The organism is Arthrobacter sp. zg-Y844, from assembly GCF_024385465.1.
Taxonomy (GTDB): Bacteria; Actinomycetota; Actinomycetes; order Actinomycetales; family Micrococcaceae; genus Arthrobacter_B.
Genome location: NZ_JANFLS010000001.1, coordinates 405,261 through 421,369 on the forward strand (window position 1 = coordinate 405,261; position 16,109 = coordinate 421,369).

Below are 16,109 nucleotides of genomic sequence, written 5' to 3' on the forward strand. Positions count from 1 at the left end.
CAGCCCGGGACCGGCGCCCTCCGGCGGGCAACCCACTTCGAGAAGTGGGCTGCCCGCCGGGGAAACCGGAACCGCAGTGCTGCTTATACGCGGCGGCGCTTCGGGGGACGGCAACCGTTGTGTGCGCTCGGGGTGACGTCCTGAATGGAGCCAACCTCCAGGCCGGTGGCCTGCAGTGAACGGATGGCGGTCTCGCGACCGGAGCCCGGACCCTTCACGAAGACGTCGACCTTGCGGACGCCGTGCTCCTGTGCGCGCTTCGCGGCAGCTTCAGCAGCCATCTGAGCAGCGAACGGGGTGGACTTACGGGAGCCCTTGAAGCCAACCTCACCGGCGGAAGCCCATGAGATAACAGCACCGGACGGGTCCGTGATGGACACGATGGTGTTGTTGAAGGTGCTCTTGATATGCGCCTGGCCGAGCGCGATATTCTTCTTATCCTTGCGACGCGGTTTGCGGACCGCTCCACGAGTCTTGGGGGGCATTACTTCTCCTACAAAGAGTTTGGTTTAGGTGGCCCGGATTCGGGCCGTGGCCGAAGACCGCTTATTTAGCGGCCGGCCTTCTTCTTACCGGCAACGGTGCGCTTCGGGCCCTTGCGGGTACGAGCGTTGGTCTTCGTGCGCTGACCGTGGACGGGCATGCCGCGGCGGTGCCGGATGCCCTGGTAGCTGCCGATTTCAACCTTGCGGCGGATGTCGGCGGCCACCTCACGGCGGAGGTCACCCTCAACCTTGAAGTTGCCCTCGATGTAGTCACGCAGCTGAACGAGTTCAGCGTCGGTGAGGTCCTTGACGCGAGTTTCCGGGCTGATGCCGGTCTCTACAAGGGTCTGCTCTGCACGGGTCTTGCCCACGCCGTAGATGTAGGTAAGCGCAATCACTACCCGCTTTTCGCGGGGAATGTCAACGCCAGCGAGACGTGCCATATCGGCGGTTCTCCTTTGGTTATTACCGGAGGTCTGAAGCAGTGCGTCCCTGTTGCCAGGTCCCCGGCCTCCGTACCGGGGGTATGCGTCACGCGTATAGACGCTGCACTGCCATATTCAATTAACTACGCGTGGGCTGATCCCTGAAATCAGGGGCCCTCTTACCGTTGCCCTTTCGGGCTCCGGAGCTAGAGAAGCAGATTAGCCCTGGCGCTGCTTGTGGCGCGGGTTCTCGCAGATCACCATGACTCGACCGTTACGGCGAATCACCTTGCACTTATCGCAGATCTGCTTGACGCTCGGCTGGACCTTCATGGTTTTCCTTTGCGTGGTTGCAGGGTTGAGCTTGAACGGTCAGTGAACCGGCTGAGCGGTGCGCTGTCCGTCTTTGCAGCGGTTTATTTGTAGCGGTAGACGATGCGACCCCGGGTGAGGTCGTACGGGCTAAGTTCCACCACAACGCGGTCTCCAGGGAGGATGCGAATGTAGTGTTGACGCATCTTTCCCGAGATGTGTGCGAGCACAATGTGGCCGTTGGCCAGCTCAACGCGGAACATCGCGTTGGGCAGGGCTTCGTTTACCGAGCCCTCGATCTCAATGACGCCGTCTTTCTTGGCCATATCCTCCGCTAACGTCTGTGTCACCGGCTTGACGCCGGCAACGGTTTTTCGAATGTGGCCGTTCCACCGGCCCAGCCAGCCGCATCGGCGCACAAAGCATCGAAAGCGGTCAATCCGGGCACGAATGTAGAGACAACCAACAGATAACTCTACGGGAAGACCCCCCATAAGTTAAATCGCTCCGGCTGTCCAGTTCCCGCACCGGGTGTTTCCCCACGCCGCCAGCGCGCCGGGACGGTTGGTGATGATCCCGTCCACCCCCGCATCGAAGGCTTCCAGCCACTGTGCCGGGCGGTCCAGGGTCCACGGATACACGGACATCCCGTCGGCACGCAGCCGCGCCGTCAGGTCCGGGCGCTCGGCCAGGAACCGCCCGCCGGGATTGCACGCTGCAGCCTCCACCCGGAAGAGGAACCGCTGCAGCGCCGTCTCTCCATGCCTGCCCGACGGTGCTTTGCCGACCAGCAGTCCCCGCCGGAATTCCGGGGCGGCCAGGGCCAGGGCTGCTACGGTCCGCCGCGAAAAGGCCTGCACGAGAATGCGGTCTTTCAGTCCCGCCGCCCACAGGGCATCCGCCACAGGCTCCACCCCGCGGGGACTCCACTCTCCCTTGAACTCGAGTACCAGCCCCAGTTGCTGCCGGTCGGACAGGAACGTCACGAGGTCCCCGAGCGTCGGCACCGGCACTCCCCTGTGGTTTTCGGAAAACCAGGCACCGGCATCCGCCACGGCGAGGCGGGCGGCCGAGGTGCGGCCCACCCGCCCGCGCAGATTGGTCGTCCGGCCCAGTTTCGCGTCGTGCAGGAGCACCGCGGTTCCGTCGGCCGTGAGGCGAAGATCCGTTTCGATCATCGCAGCTCCGGCTGCTGCCGCCGCGGCAAATGCCGGAAGGGTGTTCTCCGGTGCCGCCGAACTGTTTCCCCTGTGGGCGATCACTGCCGGCAGGTTGCTCAGGGATTGTGCCGCCGGGGCTGCTGCTCTGTACGTCGAGGCCATGACTTCACGGTAGGGTGGCGGACCGCTCGAAAGCCGGGAAAACACTACTCTTCACCGGCCGTCCGCCAAGGATTCCCCGTGACATCAGCTGCAGTTCATCCAGGCCGCCGGCGGGACCCCGGCCCCCGGGCACGTGCCCGCACCGAGGCCGGCCCGTCGCGTCTGCGCATCCGCCCAGGAAAACCGGCAGGCCCCGTTCCTAGAAGGAACGGGGCCTGCCGGTTTAGTGCATGCGGAGGATTCCCTAGGGGATCGGAACCGGGGTAACCCCCAGCGGTTCCAGCCGGGAGGCACCGCCGTCGGGCGCCGTGAGCACCCAGATCCCCTTTTCATGGATCGCGACGGAGTGCTCCCACTGGCTGGAACGGCTGCCGTCTTCGGTGACAACTGTCCAATCGTCATCGAGCGTGCGGGTGAGGATCTTGCCGCGTACCAGCATCGGCTCGATGGCCAGGCACAGGCCCGGCCGCAGCTTCGGCCCGCGGTGTCCGGTGCGGTAGTTCAGGACATCGGGTGCCTGATGCATTTCGGTGCCGATGCCGTGGCCGACATAGTCCTCGAGGATTCCCAGCTTCTTGCCCGGGACGCTGCTGACATAGTCGTCCACGGCGTCGCCGATGTCCCCCACGAACTTGCCTTTGGCAGCAGCGGCAATGCCGTGCCACATGGCGTTCTCGGTGACATCCGACAGCCGCTGGTCCTCCGGATCCGGCGTACCCACGATCACGGTTCGTGCGGAGTCCGAGTGCCAGCCGTTCACCACTGCACCGCCGTCGATGGAAATGATGTCGCCGTCCTGCAGCACCCGGTCTCCCGGAATGCCGTGGACAACTTCTTCATTCACGGACGTGCAGACCGTGGCCGGGTAGTCGTAGTACCCCAGGAAGTTGGAGGTGGCTCCCGCTTCCTTGAGTACCCGGGCAAATACTGCATCGATTTCGCGTGTACTGACGCCGACGTCGGCGGCCTTGACCGCCGCGTCGAGCGCTGAGATCAATACAAGGCCGGCTTCGCGCATGATGCGCATCTGCTCGTTGGTTTTGTATTCGATTCGAGGCTGGCCGAACATGTGTCTTCTAACTTCCTAGCGGATAACGTTTTGCGCCGGACTTTCTTAGCGCAGGTCCTTCAGTGCTTCCATGACACGCTCGGTGACTTCGTCGATGCCGCCGAGGCCATCCACCCGGGTGACGATTCCGCGGTCCTCGTAACGGGCGACGACGTCGGCCGTCTGCTGCTTGTAGAGGTCCAGGCGGTGCCGGATGACGTCTTCCGTGTCGTCGCTGCGGCCCTCGAGTTCCGCGCGCCGGAGCAGGCGGGCCACGAGTTCGTCGTCGTCGGCGGTCAGGAGGAGTACCGCGTCAAGCTTCTGGCCGTTGCCGGCCAGGATGTCGTCGAGTTCTTCAACCTGCGCCACGGTGCGCGGGTAGCCGTCCAGCAGGAAGCCCGATTCGACGTCGCCGTCAGCCAGCCGGCTGCGGACCATGGCGTTGGTGACGGTATCCGGAACGAAGTTGCCGGCGTCGATGTATTTCTTCGCCTCCACGCCCAGGGGCGTTTCCTCTTTCACGTTCGAGCGGAAAATGTCGCCGGTTGATATTGCCGTGACACCGAGCCGGTCCGAGATCCGAGCGGCCTGAGTTCCTTTACCGGCGCCGGGAGGCCCGATAATCAGCATTCTTGTCATCGCAATAACCCTTCGTAGTGACGTTGCTGGAGCTGCGCGTCAATTTGCTTAACCGTTTCCAGTCCCACACCAACCATGATGAGGATTGACGTTCCGCCGAACGGGAAGTTCTGGTTAGCTCCAACCAACACCAGAGCAATCAGCGGGATCAGGGCGACAAAGCCCAGGTAAAGGGCGCCGGGCAGCGTGATCCGGGAGAGCACGTACTGCAGGTATTCGGCGGTGGGGCGGCCGGCCCGGATGCCGGGAATGAAGCCGCCGTACTTCTTCATGTTCTCCGAGACCTCGTCCGGGTTGAACGTGATGGAGACGTAGAAGTAGGTGAAGAAAACGATCAGCAGGAAGTACACCAGCATGTACAGCGGGTGGTCGCCGCTGACGAGGTAGTTGTTGATCCAGACCACCCATCCCGGCGGCGTGCCCTGCGAGGGAGTATTGAACTGCGCCAGCAGGCTGGGCAGGTAGAGCATGGAGGATGCGAAGATCACGGGGATCACGCCGGCCATGTTCACCTTGATCGGAATGTAGGTGTTCGTGCCCCCTACGGTCCGCCGGCCGACCATGCGCTTGGCGTACTGCACCGGAATGCGGCGCTGCGACTGCTCCACGAAGATGACCAGGGCCACCGTCAGGACGCCGACGGCGATGACGGCCAGGAAGATGGTCCAGCCCTGTGCGCTGAGGATGGCGCCAAGGGCGCTGGGGAAGGACGCCGCGATCGAGGTGAAGATGAGCAGCGACATACCGTTGCCCACACCCTTTTCCGTGACGAGCTCGCCCATCCACATGATGACGCCGGTACCGGCGGTCAGCGTGACGATGAGCAGCAGGACGGTGACCAGGTTGTCGTCCGGGATGATCGGCAGGGCGCACTGGTTGTTGAAGAGTGCACCCGAGCGGGCCAGGGAGACGACCGTCGTCGCGTTGAGCAGGCCCAGCGCGATGGTGAGGTACCGCGTGTACTGGGTGAGCTTCGACTGGCCCTGCTGACCCTCTTCGTAGAGGGCCTGGAAGTGCGGGATCACGACGCGCAGCAGCTGAACAATGATGCTGGCGGTGATGTAGGGCATGATGCCGAGGGCAAAGATGGAGACCTGCAGCAGCGCACCGCCGCTGAAGAGATTGACGAACTGGTAAATACCACCGGAGGTGGCACCCAGATTCAAGCACTGCTGCACATTGCCGTAGTCAACACCCGGGGCCGGGATAAAAGCACCCATGCGGAAGATAGTGATGATTCCCAGCGTAAACAACAGCTTGCGTCGCAGGTCTGGTGTCCGGAAAGCCCGGCCAATAGCGCTAAGCAAGCGTCCTCCTGAAGTTTGGAAAGTCCGATCCGGACTTGTGACAGAAACAGAGTCTAGCCGCTCGCGGCCCGTACTGCGTTAACGCCGTACTGGACGCGGTAGTTGCCTTAAACGGAACTGAACTCCCGGCGGACCGGATGGGGTCCGCCAGGAGTTCAGTGGTGAAACGTTGGATCGTGCGCCCCTCCCCTGCCGGTACACGCAATGTGTCCGGACGGGGAGGGTAACAGACCCGCCACGAGGTCTTAGACCGTTGTGGTGGATCCGCCGGCTGCGGCGATCTTTTCTGCAGCGCTGGCGGAGAAGGCGTTGGCCTGGACATCAACCTTGACGGTGATGTCGCCGGAGCCGAGCACCTTGACGGGCTGGTTCTTGCGAACCGCGCCCTTGGCAACCAGTGCTTCGATATCCACGGCGCCGCCTTCGGGGAACAGTTCCGAGATCTTGTCCAGGTTTACAACCTGGAACTCGACCCGGAACGGGTTCTTGAAGCCGCGCAGCTTCGGCAGACGCATGTGCAGCGGAAGCTGACCGCCGGCGAAGCCTGCCTTGACCTGGTAGCGGGCAGCCGTACCCTTGGTACCGCGGCCTGCCGTCTTACCCTTGGAACCTTCACCGCGGCCTACGCGGGTCTTGGCCGTCTTGGCACCGGGTGCCGGACGCAGGTGATGGACCTTCAGAGTTCTGTTTTCTTCGGGCATGTTACTTCGCCTCCTCAACCTTCACGAGGTGCGGAACCGTGTTGATCATGCCAACGGTCACTGCATCAGCAGTACGGACGACAGAGTCGCCGATGTGCTTCAGGCCCAGTGAACGCAGCGTGTCGCGCTGATTCTGCTTACCACCGATGGTGGACTTGATCTGAGTGATTTCCAGTCGAGCCGTGCTAACGACGACGTTCTTCGGAGTCGACATCAGGCACCTGCCTTCTGCATGTTGCGGAGCATCGCGTAGGGAACGACCTGGTCGAGCGGAAGGCCGCGGCGTGCTGCCACTGCCTGGGGCTCTTCGAGGCGCTTCAGCGCATCAACCGTGGCGTGCACGATGTTGATGGCGTTGGAGGACCCGAGCGACTTGGACAGGACGTCGTGGATACCGGCGCATTCCAGAATGGCGCGGACCGGACCACCGGCGATAACACCGGTACCGGGGGAAGCCGGACGCAGCAGGACAACGCCTGCAGCAGCTTCACCCTGGACGAGGTGCGGGATGGTTCCACCGATGCGCGGGACGCGGAAGAAGGTCTTCTTGGCTTCTTCAACAGCCTTTGCAATAGCGGAGGGAACTTCCTTTGCCTTGCCGTAGCCAACGCCGACCATGCCGTTGCCGTCACCGACAACAACGAGGGCGGTGAAGCTGAAGCGACGGCCACCCTTGACCACCTTGGCAACGCGGTTGATGGTCACGACGCGTTCAATGAACTTGTCCTTCTCATCGTTGCGTCCGCCGTCGCGGCCACCGCGGCCACCGCGTTCGCCGCGGCCTCCACGGTCGGAGCCGCGCTGCTCGCCGCGACGTCCGCCGCGGCGGTCGTCGGTACCGGTGGCTGCGGCTTCCTTGGTCTCAGTTGCCTCAGCAGCTGTAGCTTCAGTCACCTGATTTTCCTTTTCCTTGTTTACCTCGGTCACAGTGCCAGCCCACCTTCACGTGCGCCGTCTGCAACTGCAGCAATACGGCCGTGGTAGCGGTTACCACCGCGGTCAAAGACAACGGCTTCGATGCCGGCGGCCTTCGACCGCTCAGCAACGAGTTCGCCGACGCGCTTGGCCTTGGCGGTCTTGTCGCCGTCCAGTGCACGCAGATCCGCTTCCATGGTGGAGGCGGAAGCCACGGTTACGCCGCGGCTGTCATCGACAACCTGGACGAAGATGTGGCGGGCAGAGCGGTTGACCACGAGGCGCGGACGAACCGCGGTTCCGGAAATCCGCTTGCGGATACGCAGCTGGCGTCGGCTGCGCAGGGCAGACTTGCTCTTGCTGTTTCGCTTCTTATTAATGCTGATGGCCATGGTTACTTACCAGCCTTTCCGACCTTGCGGCGGACAATCTCGCCGGCGTAACGAATACCCTTGCCCTTGTAGGGGTCGGGCTTACGCAGCTTGCGGATGTTGGCGGAAACCTCGCCCACCTGCTGCTTGTCGATACCGGACACGGTGACCTTCGTCGGGCCAACCACGGTAAGCGTGATGCCTTCGGGGGCCGCGACGGGGACCGGGTGGCTGTAGCCCAGGGCGAACTCGAGGTCCGAACCCTTCGCTACCACGCGGTAACCGGTACCAACGATTTCCAGATCCTTCTTGTAGCCTTCGGTCACGCCGGTGATCATGTTGGCGATCAGCGTGCGGGTCAGGCCGTGGAGGGCGCGGGATTCACGCTCGTCGTTCGGGCGGGTAACCGTGATGGTGCCGTCTTCAAGCGTTGCCGTGATCGGGCTGGGCACAGTGTGGCTCAGCTCGCCCTTGGCGCCCTTGACGGATACAACGTTGCCGTTGATGGCGATATCTACTCCGGCAGGAACCGGGATGGGCAGACGTCCAATACGTGACATTTTTCTTTCCCTTCCCTGCTACCAGACGTAGGCGAGGACTTCCCCACCTACACCCTTCTTGGCGGCCTGGCGGTCGGTCAGGAGACCTGACGACGTCGACAGGATTGCGATACCCAGACCACCCAGCACGTGCGGCAGGTTGGTGGACTTCGCGTAAACGCGCAGACCGGGCTTGGAGATGCGGCGAACGCCGGCGATGGAACGCTCGCGGTTCGGACCGAATTTGAGATCCAGGGTCAGCTTCTTGCCGACCTCGGCCTCTTCTTCCTTCCAGCCGGCGATGTAGCCCTCGGCCTTCAGGATGTCAGCAACGCGCGCCTTGAGCTTGCTGTAAGGCATGGACACGGAATCGTGGTATGCCGAGTTTGCATTGCGCAGACGCGTGAGCATATCTGCGACAGGATCTGTCATTGTCATTTGGGCTCTTGCCCTCCCTCGTAACGGTTTCCTGCAGGATCCCCGTGCGGCGTCGCCTCACGGATCTCCGTCGGACCTGTTACGTAGTAATTAATCTTCGGATTTGAACGGGAAGCCGAGCGCCTTCAGCAGCGCGCGTCCCTCGTCATCGGTCTTTGCGGTGGTAACCACGGTGATGTCCATGCCGCGTACGCGGTCGATCTTGTCCTGATCGATTTCGTGGAACATCGACTGTTCGGTCAGACCGAACGTGTAGTTGCCGTTGCCGTCGAACTGCTTGCCGTTCAGGCCGCGGAAGTCACGGATACGGGGCAGCGCCAGGGTGACCAGGCGGTCCACGAATTCCCACATGCGGTCGCCGCGCAGCGTAACGTGCGCACCGATCGGCATGCCTTCGCGCAGCTTGAACTGAGCGATGGACTTGCGTGCCTTGGTGACCTGGGGCTTCTGGCCCGTGATCTGGGTGAGGTCGCGTACCGCACCGTCAATGAGCTTGGAGTCCTTGGCGGCATCTCCAACACCCATGTTCACAACCACCTTGACGAGGCGGGGAACCTGGTTGACGTTCGAGTAGTTGAATTCGTCCTGCAGGGTCTGCTTGATCTCCGCTGCGTAGCGGGTCTTCAGACGGGGAACGATCTTGGTGACAGTCTCAGTCATTAGAGGTCCTTCCCAGAGCCCTTGGCCACGCGGATACGCACAGTGCGCTCACGGCCATCTTTTTCGACGGTTTCAGTGCGGAAGCCAACGCGGGTCGGCTTCTTGGTTTCCGGGTCGACAATGGCGACGTTGGAAACGTGGATCGGGGCTTCAACAACCTCGATGCCGCCGGTCTTGGAACCGCGGGAGGACTGGCCAACCTTGGTGTGCTTCGTGACGCGGTTGATGCCTTCAACGAGGATGCGGTTGCTCTCGGGGAAGACCTTCAGAACCTTGCCCTGCTTGCCGCGGTCTCCGCCGCGCTCAGCCTTAGCACCGGTGATGACCTGAACGAGGTCACCCTTCTTGATTTTTGCCATGGACTACAGCACCTCCGGAGCCAGCGAAATGATCTTCATGAACTTCTTGTCGCGAAGTTCGCGGCCAACGGGCCCGAAGATACGGGTACCGCGGGGGTCGCCGTCATTCTTCAAGATCACTGCAGCGTTCTCATCGAACTTGATGTAGGAACCGTCCTGGCGGCGGCGTTCCTTCTTGGTACGGACGATGACGGCCTTGACCACGTCGCCCTTTTTGACGTTGCCGCCGGGAATTGCATCCTTGACGGTGGCAACAATGGTGTCGCCAATGCCTGCGTAGCGACGGCCGGATCCACCGAGAACGCGGATGGTCAAGATTTCCTTGGCACCCGTGTTGTCGGCGACCTTCAGTCGCGACTCCTGCTGAATCACTTATTACTCCTGTCGTCGCGCCGGTTCTCGAAATGAGCCTTGCGGAACGGATATGGGTGGACCCCGTAATACTGGTACTCAACGCCGGGCGGACCGGCCGCACGCCAGTGCAGCCGCCTTGCGCGGCGTCGAACAAGATTATCGGGCTTTTGTCTCATTCGGCGGTGAGGAGGCAGTACCGGAGCCCCGGTTCGAGACCGGATTCCGGACACACTTCCGCACCACACAGACAAGATTTCAAGTTTATCGCGAAAAGGCCCCGGAAGCGAAATCGAAGATGATAACGCGGCCGGGGCCCTCACGCTGTGGACGGTGCCGGCGTGTTCTCCGCTTGTCGCGGGGAACACACCGGCGGGCCGGCCGGTACTTCTTACTACTAGGTTACTTGGCCTTTTCGAGGATCTCGACCAGGCGCCACCGCTTGGTAGCGGACAGCGGCCGGGTCTCGGCGATCAGCACGAGGTCACCAATGCCGGCAGCGTTCTGCTCGTCATGGGCCTTGCGCTTCTCGGTCCGGCGAATAACCTTGCCGTAAAGGGCGTGCTTCACGCGGTCTTCAACCTGGACAACGATGGTCTTATCCATCTTGTCCGAGACCACGTAGCCGCGTGCGGTCTTCCGGTACCCGCGGGCATCGGCGCCGTTTGCGTCAGTTGTCACTGCTGCCTCATTCTTGTTTTCGCTCACTTGGCATCATCCTCAGCGACCTTGGCTTCAGCTTCAGACTTGGTAGCCTTCTTCTTTGACTTCTTCGGTGCCTCGGGTGCTGCTTCCTCAACGGGAGCGACAACCTCGGGACGAATGCCCAGCTCGCGCTCACGCAGCACCGTGTAGATGCGGGCGATATCGCGCTTCACTGCACGCAGACGACCGTGGTTTTCCAGCTGGCCGGTAGCCGACTGGAAGCGGAGGTTGAACAGCTCCTCCTTGGCCTTGCGCAGTTCTTCTACGAGACGGTCCTTATCGAAGCCGTCCAGCTGCTCGGTTGTCAGCTCTTTTGATCCAACTGCCATTTCTATTCACCACCCTCGCGACGCACAATGCGTGCCTTCAACGGCAGCTTATGGATCGCCAGGCGCAGGGCCTCACGAGCTACCTCTTCGGAAACACCGGAGAGTTCGAAGAGAACCCGGCCCGGCTTGACGTTTGCAACCCACCACTCCGGAGAACCCTTACCGGAACCCATACGGGTTTCAGCAGGCTTCTTCGTCAGCGGACGGTCCGGGTAGATGTTGATCCAGACCTTACCGCCGCGCTTGATGTGGCGTGTCATGGCAATACGCGCAGCTTCAATCTGGCGGTTGGTGACGTATGCAGGCGTCAGAGCCTGGATACCCCACTCGCCGAAGCTGACGGCAGTGCCGCCGGTTGCAGCGCCGGAGCGACCCGGGTGGTGCTGCTTACGGTATTTGACTCGACGTGGGATAAGCATTTAAGCCTGTCCTCCTTCTGCTGCGGGGGCAGCTGCCTCAGCGGCCGGAGCCTCTGCAGCAGCAGGCGCGGCGGCTTTGTCGCCGCGCTCGGGACGACGACGGCGGTCGCCGCCACGGTCACCGCGGTCGGCCGGGCCGCGGCCCGGACGATCGTTGGAGCGTCCGCGGGACGGTGCAGCAGCCTGCTGTGCAGCCAGTTCCTTAGCGGTAACGTCGCCCTTGTAGATCCAGACCTTCACGCCGATGCGGCCGAAGGTGGTCTTGGCTTCGAAGAAACCGTAGTCGATCTGCGCGCGGAGGGTGTGCAGGGGCACACGGCCTTCGCGGTAGAACTCGGAACGGCTCATTTCAGCGCCGCCCAGACGACCGGAGCACTGGATACGGATACCCTTGGCGCCGGCACGCTGTGCGGACTGGATGGCCTTCTTCATCGCACGGCGGAAAGCCACGCGGGAAGAGAGCTGCTCAGCAACACCCTGGGCAACAAGCTGTGCTTCCATCTCGGGGTTCTTGACCTCGAGGATGTTCAGCTGGACCTGCTTGCCGGTGAGCTTTTCGAGCTCGCCGCGGATGCGGTCCGCTTCGGCGCCGCGGCGGCCGATCACGATGCCCGGACGTGCAGTGTGGATATCCACACGAACACGGTCACGGGTGCGCTCGATCTCAACCTTGGCGATGCCGGCGCGGTCCATGCCGGTGGACATCAGCTGACGGATCTTGATGTCCTCGCGGACGAAGTCCTTGTAACGCTGGCCCGGCTTGTTGCTGTCAGCAAACCAGTGCGATACGTGGTCAGTGGTGATGCCGAGTCGGAACCCGTGCGGGTTTACCTTCTGTCCCACTTAGCGTTCCTCCTCGATCGTAGGGGTTGCGACTACCACGGTGACGTGGCTGGTCCGCTTGTTGATGCGGTAGGCGCGGCCCTGGGCCCGCGGCTGGAACCGCTTCATGGTGGGTCCTTCGTCAACGAATGCTTCGCTGACGAAGAGGTCACCCTCGTCGAAGGCCACGCCGTCACGGTCCGCGAGGACACGTGCATTGGCCATAGCCGACTGAATTACCTTAAGTACCGGCTCCGAAGCTGCCTGGGGGGCAAACTTCAGAATTGCCAGAGCCTCATTCGCTTGCTTGCCACGAACAAGGTTGACGACGCGCCGGGCCTTCATAGGCGTTACGCGGATATGACGCGCAATTGCCTTGGCTTCCATTGCTTTCCTTCTCTCGTCTTCTGCCGAAAGAGCAGCGCCTAGCGGCGCTTGCCCTTGCGGTCGTCCTTCACATGGCCGCGGAATGTCCGCGTCAGAGCGAATTCGCCGAGCTTGTGCCCGACCATCGACTCGGTGACAAACACCGGAATGTGCTTACGTCCGTCGTGTACGGCGATCGTGTGCCCGAGCATGTCGGGGATGATCATCGAACGGCGGGACCACGTCTTGATGACGTTCTTGGTGCCCTTTTCGTTTTCGGCCGCTACCTTGAGAAACAGGTGCTGGTCGACGAAGGGGCCTTTCTTCAGGCTGCGTGGCATGTTTCCAGGCTCCTATCGCTTGTTCTTGCCGGAACGACGGCGACGCACAATGAGGTTGTCGCTCTCTTTATTGGGACGGCGGGTACGGCCTTCGCGCTTACCGTTCGGGTTGACCGGGTGGCGTCCACCGGAGGTCTTACCTTCACCACCACCGTGCGGGTGATCGACCGGGTTCATGGCGACACCACGGACGGTCGGGCGTACGCCCTTCCAGCGCATACGGCCGGCCTTGCCCCAGTTGATGTTCGACTGCTCGGCATTGCCGACCTCGCCGATCGTGGCGCGGCAGCGCACATCAACGTTGCGGATTTCACCGGAGGGCAGACGCAGCTGGGCGAAGCGGCCTTCCTTGGCAACGAGCTGAACGGATGCACCGGCGGAGCGGGCCATCTTGGCGCCGCCGCCCGGACGAAGTTCAACAGCGTGGATGGTGGTACCCACGGGGATGTTGCGCAGGGGCAGGTTGTTGCCGGGCTTGATGTCAGCGCCGGCGCCGGCCTCTACGAAGTCGCCCTGCTTGAGCTTGTTCGGAGCAATGATGTAACGCTTGGTGCCATCAACGTAGTGCAGCAGGGCAATGCGGGCGGTACGGTTCGGATCGTATTCGATCTCGGCAACGCGTGCGTTGACGCCGTCCTTGTCGTGGCGGCGGAAGTCGATCAGACGGTACTGACGCTTGTGTCCACCACCCTTGTGCCTGGTCGTGATCTTACCGGTGTTGTTACGGCCGCCCTTTTTGGGCAGCGGACGTACCAACGACTTTTCCGGCGTCGACCGCGTGATTTCGGTGAAGTCGGCTACGCTCGAGCCGCGACGGCCCGGGGTAGTCGGCTTGTATTTACGGATTCCCATTATTTATTCCTCGTTAAAGTGGTCTCCGCCCTAGCTGAGCGGACCGCCGAAGATGTCGATTGTGCCGTCCTTGAGGGTGACAATGGCGCGCTTGGTGTTCTTGCGCTGTCCCCATCCGAACTTGGTCCGCTTACGCTTACCGGCACGGTTGATGGTGTTGATCGAGTCGACCTTGACGGAGAAGATTTTCTCCACGGCCAGCTTGATCTCGGTCTTGTTGGAGCGGGGGTCGACCAGGAAGGTGTACTTACCTTCGTCGATCAGGCCGTAGCTCTTTTCCGAGACGACGGGTGCAAGCACTACGTCGCGCGGATCCTTAGCGGTGGTCGCGCTCACTTGGCGTCCTCCTTGACTGTGTTCTTGCCGACGAACTCGTCGTAGGCAGCCTTGGTGAAGACCACGTCGTCGGCAACAAGCACGTCATAGGTGTTCAGCTGATCTACGTAGATCACGTGAACAGCCGGAACGTTGCGCACGGAAAGTGCGGCAACATCGTTGGCGCGCTCGATAACAACGAGCAGGTTCTTGCGGTCGGAAACCGAACGCAGGGCGCTCAGTGCATCCTTGGTGGAAGGCTTGGTGCCTTCAACCAGGGATTCGAGGACGTGGATACGGCCGTTGCGTGCCCGGTCCGACAGGGCGCCGCGCAGTGCAGCAGCCTTCATCTTCTTGGGGGTGCGCTGGCTGTAATCGCGGGGCGTCGGTCCGTGGACAACGCCGCCGCCGGTCATGTGAGGAGCACGGATGGAGCCCTGACGAGCCCGGCCGGTGCCCTTCTGCTTGAACGGCTTGCGGCCTGCGCCGCTTACCTCGGCGCGCGTCTTCGTCTTGTGCGTACCCTGGCGGGCGGCTGCAAGCTGAGCAACTACCACCTGGTGGAGCAGCGGTACGTTCGTCTGAACGTCGAAGATCTCTGCGGGGAATTCAACAGTGGTTTCGTTAGCCATGAGACTAAGCTCCCTTCACGGCAGAGCGTACGAGGACGACCTGGCCGCGGGCGCCGGGAACGGCACCCTTGATCAGCAGGAGCGACTTCTCGGCGTCCACACCGTGAACCGTGAGGTTCATGGTGGTGTGACGGACGGCGCCCATGCGGCCCGCCATCCGAACGCCCTTGAAGACGCGGCCCGGGGTGGATGCGCCACCGATGGAACCCGGCTTACGGTGGTTCTTGTGTGCACCGTGGGAGGCACCAACGCCATGGAAGCCGTGACGCTTCATGACACCGGCAAAGCCCTTACCCTTGGAGGTTCCGGTGACGTCGACCTTCTGGCCGGCCGCGAACATCTCAACGGAGAGTTCCTGGCCCAGCTCGTAAGTGTCGGCATCGGCGGTACGCAGTTCAACTACGTGGCGGCGCGGCGTAACGCCGGCCTTTTCAAAGTGGCCGGCCAGCGGCTTGGTCACCTTGCGCGGGTCGATCTGGCCGTAGCCGATCTGAACGGCGGTGTAGCCGTCCTTTTCCGCGTTGCGCAGCTGCGTGATGACGTTGGAGTCAGCCTGGACGACGGTTACGGGGATGAGCTTGTTGTTCTCGTCCCAAACCTGGGTCATGCCGAGCTTGGTGCCCAGCAGTCCCTTTACCTGGCGTGTAAGTGAAGTAGACATAAGTATCCGCTCCCCCCCTACAGCTTGATTTCGATGTTCACGTCGGCAGGCAGGTCGAGACGCATGAGCGAGTCAACGGCCTTAGGCGTGGGGTCAATGATGTCGATCAGGCGCTTGTGCGTGCGCATTTCAAAGTGCTCGCGGCTGTCCTTGTACTTGTGCGGCGAACGGATAACAACGTAAACGTTCTTTTCCGTGGGCAGCGGCACGGGGCCTACTACCGTTGCGCCTGCACGCGTGACCGTCTCAACGATCTTCCGTGCTGATACGTCGATGACCTCGTGGTCATACGACTTCAGCCGGATGCGGATTTTTTGTCCCGCCATGGCGTCGTGCCTCTTTCTTCGAGTAATGCTCTCTGTACAGTTTTTGCACCGAACTGCCTTACGGCCTGGCGCCCCTCCAACAGACTGAATCCGGATAATTCCGGGTTCCTCACCCTGCCGAGGCTCCGACCCCCGCGCTCGGGCGTGTCGCGGTGTTGAGACCAACGACGCCGAGCAAGAATAGGGGCGGGTTATATATGGGCTCTTTCCCTGAAGGATCCGACCCTGCATCAGGCATTATCCTGACCGGGACGAAATCTCACCACTGCCTGGCCCCTGCTGTTCGCAGGAACGTGGGCGCGTGTGGGCACAAAAGCGCTTGAACAACTTCTCTAGTCTGCCAGACTCGGGCACAGATGGCTAATCAGGTATCTGTCTCCGGAGGTCTCCCTCCAGGGTCCCGACGCCGGGCTGCCCAAGTCCGTTCACGCTGCTCCCGGGGTAAACCCCTCAACGGGCGGCGTGTTAA

General features: G+C 62.0%; 28 protein-coding genes. All 28 read right to left on the reverse strand.

The window, feature by feature from the left end; translation table 11 throughout:
• Positions 1-83: 83 nt before the first annotated feature.
• The 28 genes from rpsK to rpsJ all read right to left on the reverse strand — a co-directional run bounded on the left by rpsK (position 84) and on the right by rpsJ (position 15,640).
• The gene (gene rpsK / locus NNX35_RS01835) at positions 84-485 is read right to left on the reverse strand and encodes a 30S ribosomal protein S11 (protein ID WP_049829160.1); all 402 of its coding nucleotides are present in this window, start codon (positions 483-485) and stop codon (positions 84-86) included.
• Positions 486-550: 65 nt separating this feature from the next.
• Entirely contained in the window at positions 551-928 is a 378-nt protein-coding gene (gene rpsM / locus NNX35_RS01840) for a 30S ribosomal protein S13 (RefSeq protein ID WP_227903828.1), read from the reverse strand.
• Positions 929-1,129: 201 nt separating this feature from the next.
• Positions 1,130-1,243: a 50S ribosomal protein L36 gene (gene rpmJ, locus NNX35_RS01845; protein WP_012397712.1), complete on the reverse strand. Its 114-nt coding sequence runs from the start codon at positions 1,241-1,243 to the stop codon at positions 1,130-1,132.
• Between the two features lie 83 nt (positions 1,244-1,326).
• Positions 1,327-1,548 carry a translation initiation factor IF-1 gene (gene infA, locus NNX35_RS01850; RefSeq protein ID WP_055239372.1) on the reverse strand — a complete coding sequence of 74 codons (222 nt, stop codon included), beginning with the start codon at positions 1,546-1,548 and terminating at the stop codon, positions 1,327-1,329.
• A 171-nt stretch (positions 1,549-1,719) separates the two neighbouring features.
• On the reverse strand, positions 1,720-2,544 hold the full coding sequence (locus tag NNX35_RS01855; protein ID WP_255866833.1) for a glycerophosphodiester phosphodiesterase family protein: 825 nt from the start codon (positions 2,542-2,544) through the stop codon (positions 1,720-1,722).
• 244 nt (positions 2,545-2,788) lie between these two features.
• A complete protein-coding gene (gene map, locus NNX35_RS01860; RefSeq protein ID WP_227918708.1) occupies positions 2,789-3,613 on the reverse strand; it encodes a type I methionyl aminopeptidase in 825 nt (274 codons plus the stop codon).
• 45 nt (positions 3,614-3,658) lie between these two features.
• Positions 3,659-4,231: an adenylate kinase gene (locus tag NNX35_RS01865; RefSeq protein WP_255764874.1), complete on the reverse strand. Its 573-nt coding sequence runs from the start codon at positions 4,229-4,231 to the stop codon at positions 3,659-3,661.
• Positions 4,228-5,538: a preprotein translocase subunit SecY gene (gene secY / locus NNX35_RS01870; protein WP_255764875.1), complete on the reverse strand. Its 1,311-nt coding sequence runs from the start codon at positions 5,536-5,538 to the stop codon at positions 4,228-4,230. The genes NNX35_RS01865 and secY overlap by 4 nt, the downstream gene beginning before the upstream one ends.
• A 245-nt stretch (positions 5,539-5,783) precedes the next feature.
• Positions 5,784-6,239: a 50S ribosomal protein L15 gene (gene rplO / locus NNX35_RS01875; protein ID WP_255764876.1), complete on the reverse strand. Its 456-nt coding sequence runs from the start codon at positions 6,237-6,239 to the stop codon at positions 5,784-5,786.
• 1 nt (position 6,240) lies between these two features.
• Positions 6,241-6,453, reverse strand: coding sequence for a 50S ribosomal protein L30 (gene rpmD / locus NNX35_RS01880; RefSeq protein WP_227918717.1), 213 nt, complete (start codon positions 6,451-6,453; stop codon positions 6,241-6,243).
• Entirely contained in the window at positions 6,453-7,133 is a 681-nt protein-coding gene (gene rpsE, locus NNX35_RS01885) for a 30S ribosomal protein S5 (protein ID WP_227918719.1), read from the reverse strand. Before rpsE ends, rpmD begins: the two co-directional genes overlap by 1 nt.
• A 29-nt stretch (positions 7,134-7,162) precedes the next feature.
• Positions 7,163-7,546: a 50S ribosomal protein L18 gene (rplR, locus tag NNX35_RS01890; RefSeq protein WP_227918722.1), complete on the reverse strand. Its 384-nt coding sequence runs from the start codon at positions 7,544-7,546 to the stop codon at positions 7,163-7,165.
• A 2-nt stretch (positions 7,547-7,548) separates the two neighbouring features.
• Positions 7,549-8,085, reverse strand: coding sequence for a 50S ribosomal protein L6 (rplF, locus tag NNX35_RS01895; protein WP_255764877.1), 537 nt, complete (start codon positions 8,083-8,085; stop codon positions 7,549-7,551).
• A gap of 18 nt (positions 8,086-8,103) precedes the next feature.
• The gene (gene rpsH / locus NNX35_RS01900) at positions 8,104-8,502 is read right to left on the reverse strand and encodes a 30S ribosomal protein S8 (protein ID WP_146361106.1); all 399 of its coding nucleotides are present in this window, start codon (positions 8,500-8,502) and stop codon (positions 8,104-8,106) included.
• A gap of 90 nt (positions 8,503-8,592) precedes the next feature.
• Positions 8,593-9,162, reverse strand: a complete 570-nt coding sequence (gene rplE, locus NNX35_RS01905) for a 50S ribosomal protein L5 (RefSeq protein ID WP_227912807.1) — start codon at positions 9,160-9,162, stop codon at positions 8,593-8,595.
• Positions 9,162-9,521 (reverse strand): 50S ribosomal protein L24, encoded by a 360-nt coding sequence (gene rplX, locus NNX35_RS01910; protein ID WP_227918730.1) that lies wholly within the window; start codon positions 9,519-9,521, stop codon positions 9,162-9,164. Before rplX ends, rplE begins: the two co-directional genes overlap by 1 nt.
• A gap of 3 nt (positions 9,522-9,524) precedes the next feature.
• Positions 9,525-9,893, reverse strand: a complete 369-nt coding sequence (gene rplN / locus NNX35_RS01915; RefSeq protein WP_055239356.1) for a 50S ribosomal protein L14 — start codon at positions 9,891-9,893, stop codon at positions 9,525-9,527.
• Between the two features lie 381 nt (positions 9,894-10,274).
• Positions 10,275-10,580 (reverse strand): 30S ribosomal protein S17, encoded by a 306-nt coding sequence (gene rpsQ, locus NNX35_RS01920; RefSeq protein ID WP_279326965.1) that lies wholly within the window; start codon positions 10,578-10,580, stop codon positions 10,275-10,277.
• The gene (gene rpmC / locus NNX35_RS16020) at positions 10,577-10,906 is read right to left on the reverse strand and encodes a 50S ribosomal protein L29 (protein WP_304658988.1); all 330 of its coding nucleotides are present in this window, start codon (positions 10,904-10,906) and stop codon (positions 10,577-10,579) included. The genes rpsQ and rpmC overlap by 4 nt, the downstream gene beginning before the upstream one ends.
• Positions 10,907-10,908: 2 nt before the next feature.
• Entirely contained in the window at positions 10,909-11,325 is a 417-nt protein-coding gene (gene rplP, locus NNX35_RS01930; protein ID WP_055239353.1) for a 50S ribosomal protein L16, read from the reverse strand.
• The gene (gene rpsC, locus NNX35_RS01935) at positions 11,326-12,168 is read right to left on the reverse strand and encodes a 30S ribosomal protein S3 (protein WP_227918732.1); all 843 of its coding nucleotides are present in this window, start codon (positions 12,166-12,168) and stop codon (positions 11,326-11,328) included.
• Complete coding sequence (gene rplV / locus NNX35_RS01940; protein ID WP_227918735.1) at positions 12,169-12,534, reverse strand: 50S ribosomal protein L22; 366 nt, start codon at positions 12,532-12,534, stop codon at positions 12,169-12,171.
• A gap of 38 nt (positions 12,535-12,572) precedes the next feature.
• On the reverse strand, positions 12,573-12,854 hold the full coding sequence (gene rpsS / locus NNX35_RS01945; RefSeq protein WP_104052734.1) for a 30S ribosomal protein S19: 282 nt from the start codon (positions 12,852-12,854) through the stop codon (positions 12,573-12,575).
• 12 nt (positions 12,855-12,866) lie between these two features.
• Positions 12,867-13,706 (reverse strand): 50S ribosomal protein L2, encoded by an 840-nt coding sequence (gene rplB / locus NNX35_RS01950; protein ID WP_146361090.1) that lies wholly within the window; start codon positions 13,704-13,706, stop codon positions 12,867-12,869.
• Between the two features lie 30 nt (positions 13,707-13,736).
• The gene (gene rplW / locus NNX35_RS01955; protein ID WP_104052736.1) at positions 13,737-14,042 is read right to left on the reverse strand and encodes a 50S ribosomal protein L23; all 306 of its coding nucleotides are present in this window, start codon (positions 14,040-14,042) and stop codon (positions 13,737-13,739) included.
• Positions 14,039-14,653 carry a 50S ribosomal protein L4 gene (rplD, locus tag NNX35_RS01960; RefSeq protein WP_227918737.1) on the reverse strand — a complete coding sequence of 205 codons (615 nt, stop codon included), beginning with the start codon at positions 14,651-14,653 and terminating at the stop codon, positions 14,039-14,041. Before rplD ends, rplW begins: the two co-directional genes overlap by 4 nt.
• A gap of 4 nt (positions 14,654-14,657) precedes the next feature.
• Positions 14,658-15,314, reverse strand: a complete 657-nt coding sequence (gene rplC, locus NNX35_RS01965; RefSeq protein WP_255764879.1) for a 50S ribosomal protein L3 — start codon at positions 15,312-15,314, stop codon at positions 14,658-14,660.
• A gap of 17 nt (positions 15,315-15,331) precedes the next feature.
• A complete protein-coding gene (gene rpsJ / locus NNX35_RS01970) occupies positions 15,332-15,640 on the reverse strand; it encodes a 30S ribosomal protein S10 (protein WP_146361073.1) in 309 nt (102 codons plus the stop codon).
• Between the last annotated feature and the right edge of the window lie 469 nt (positions 15,641-16,109).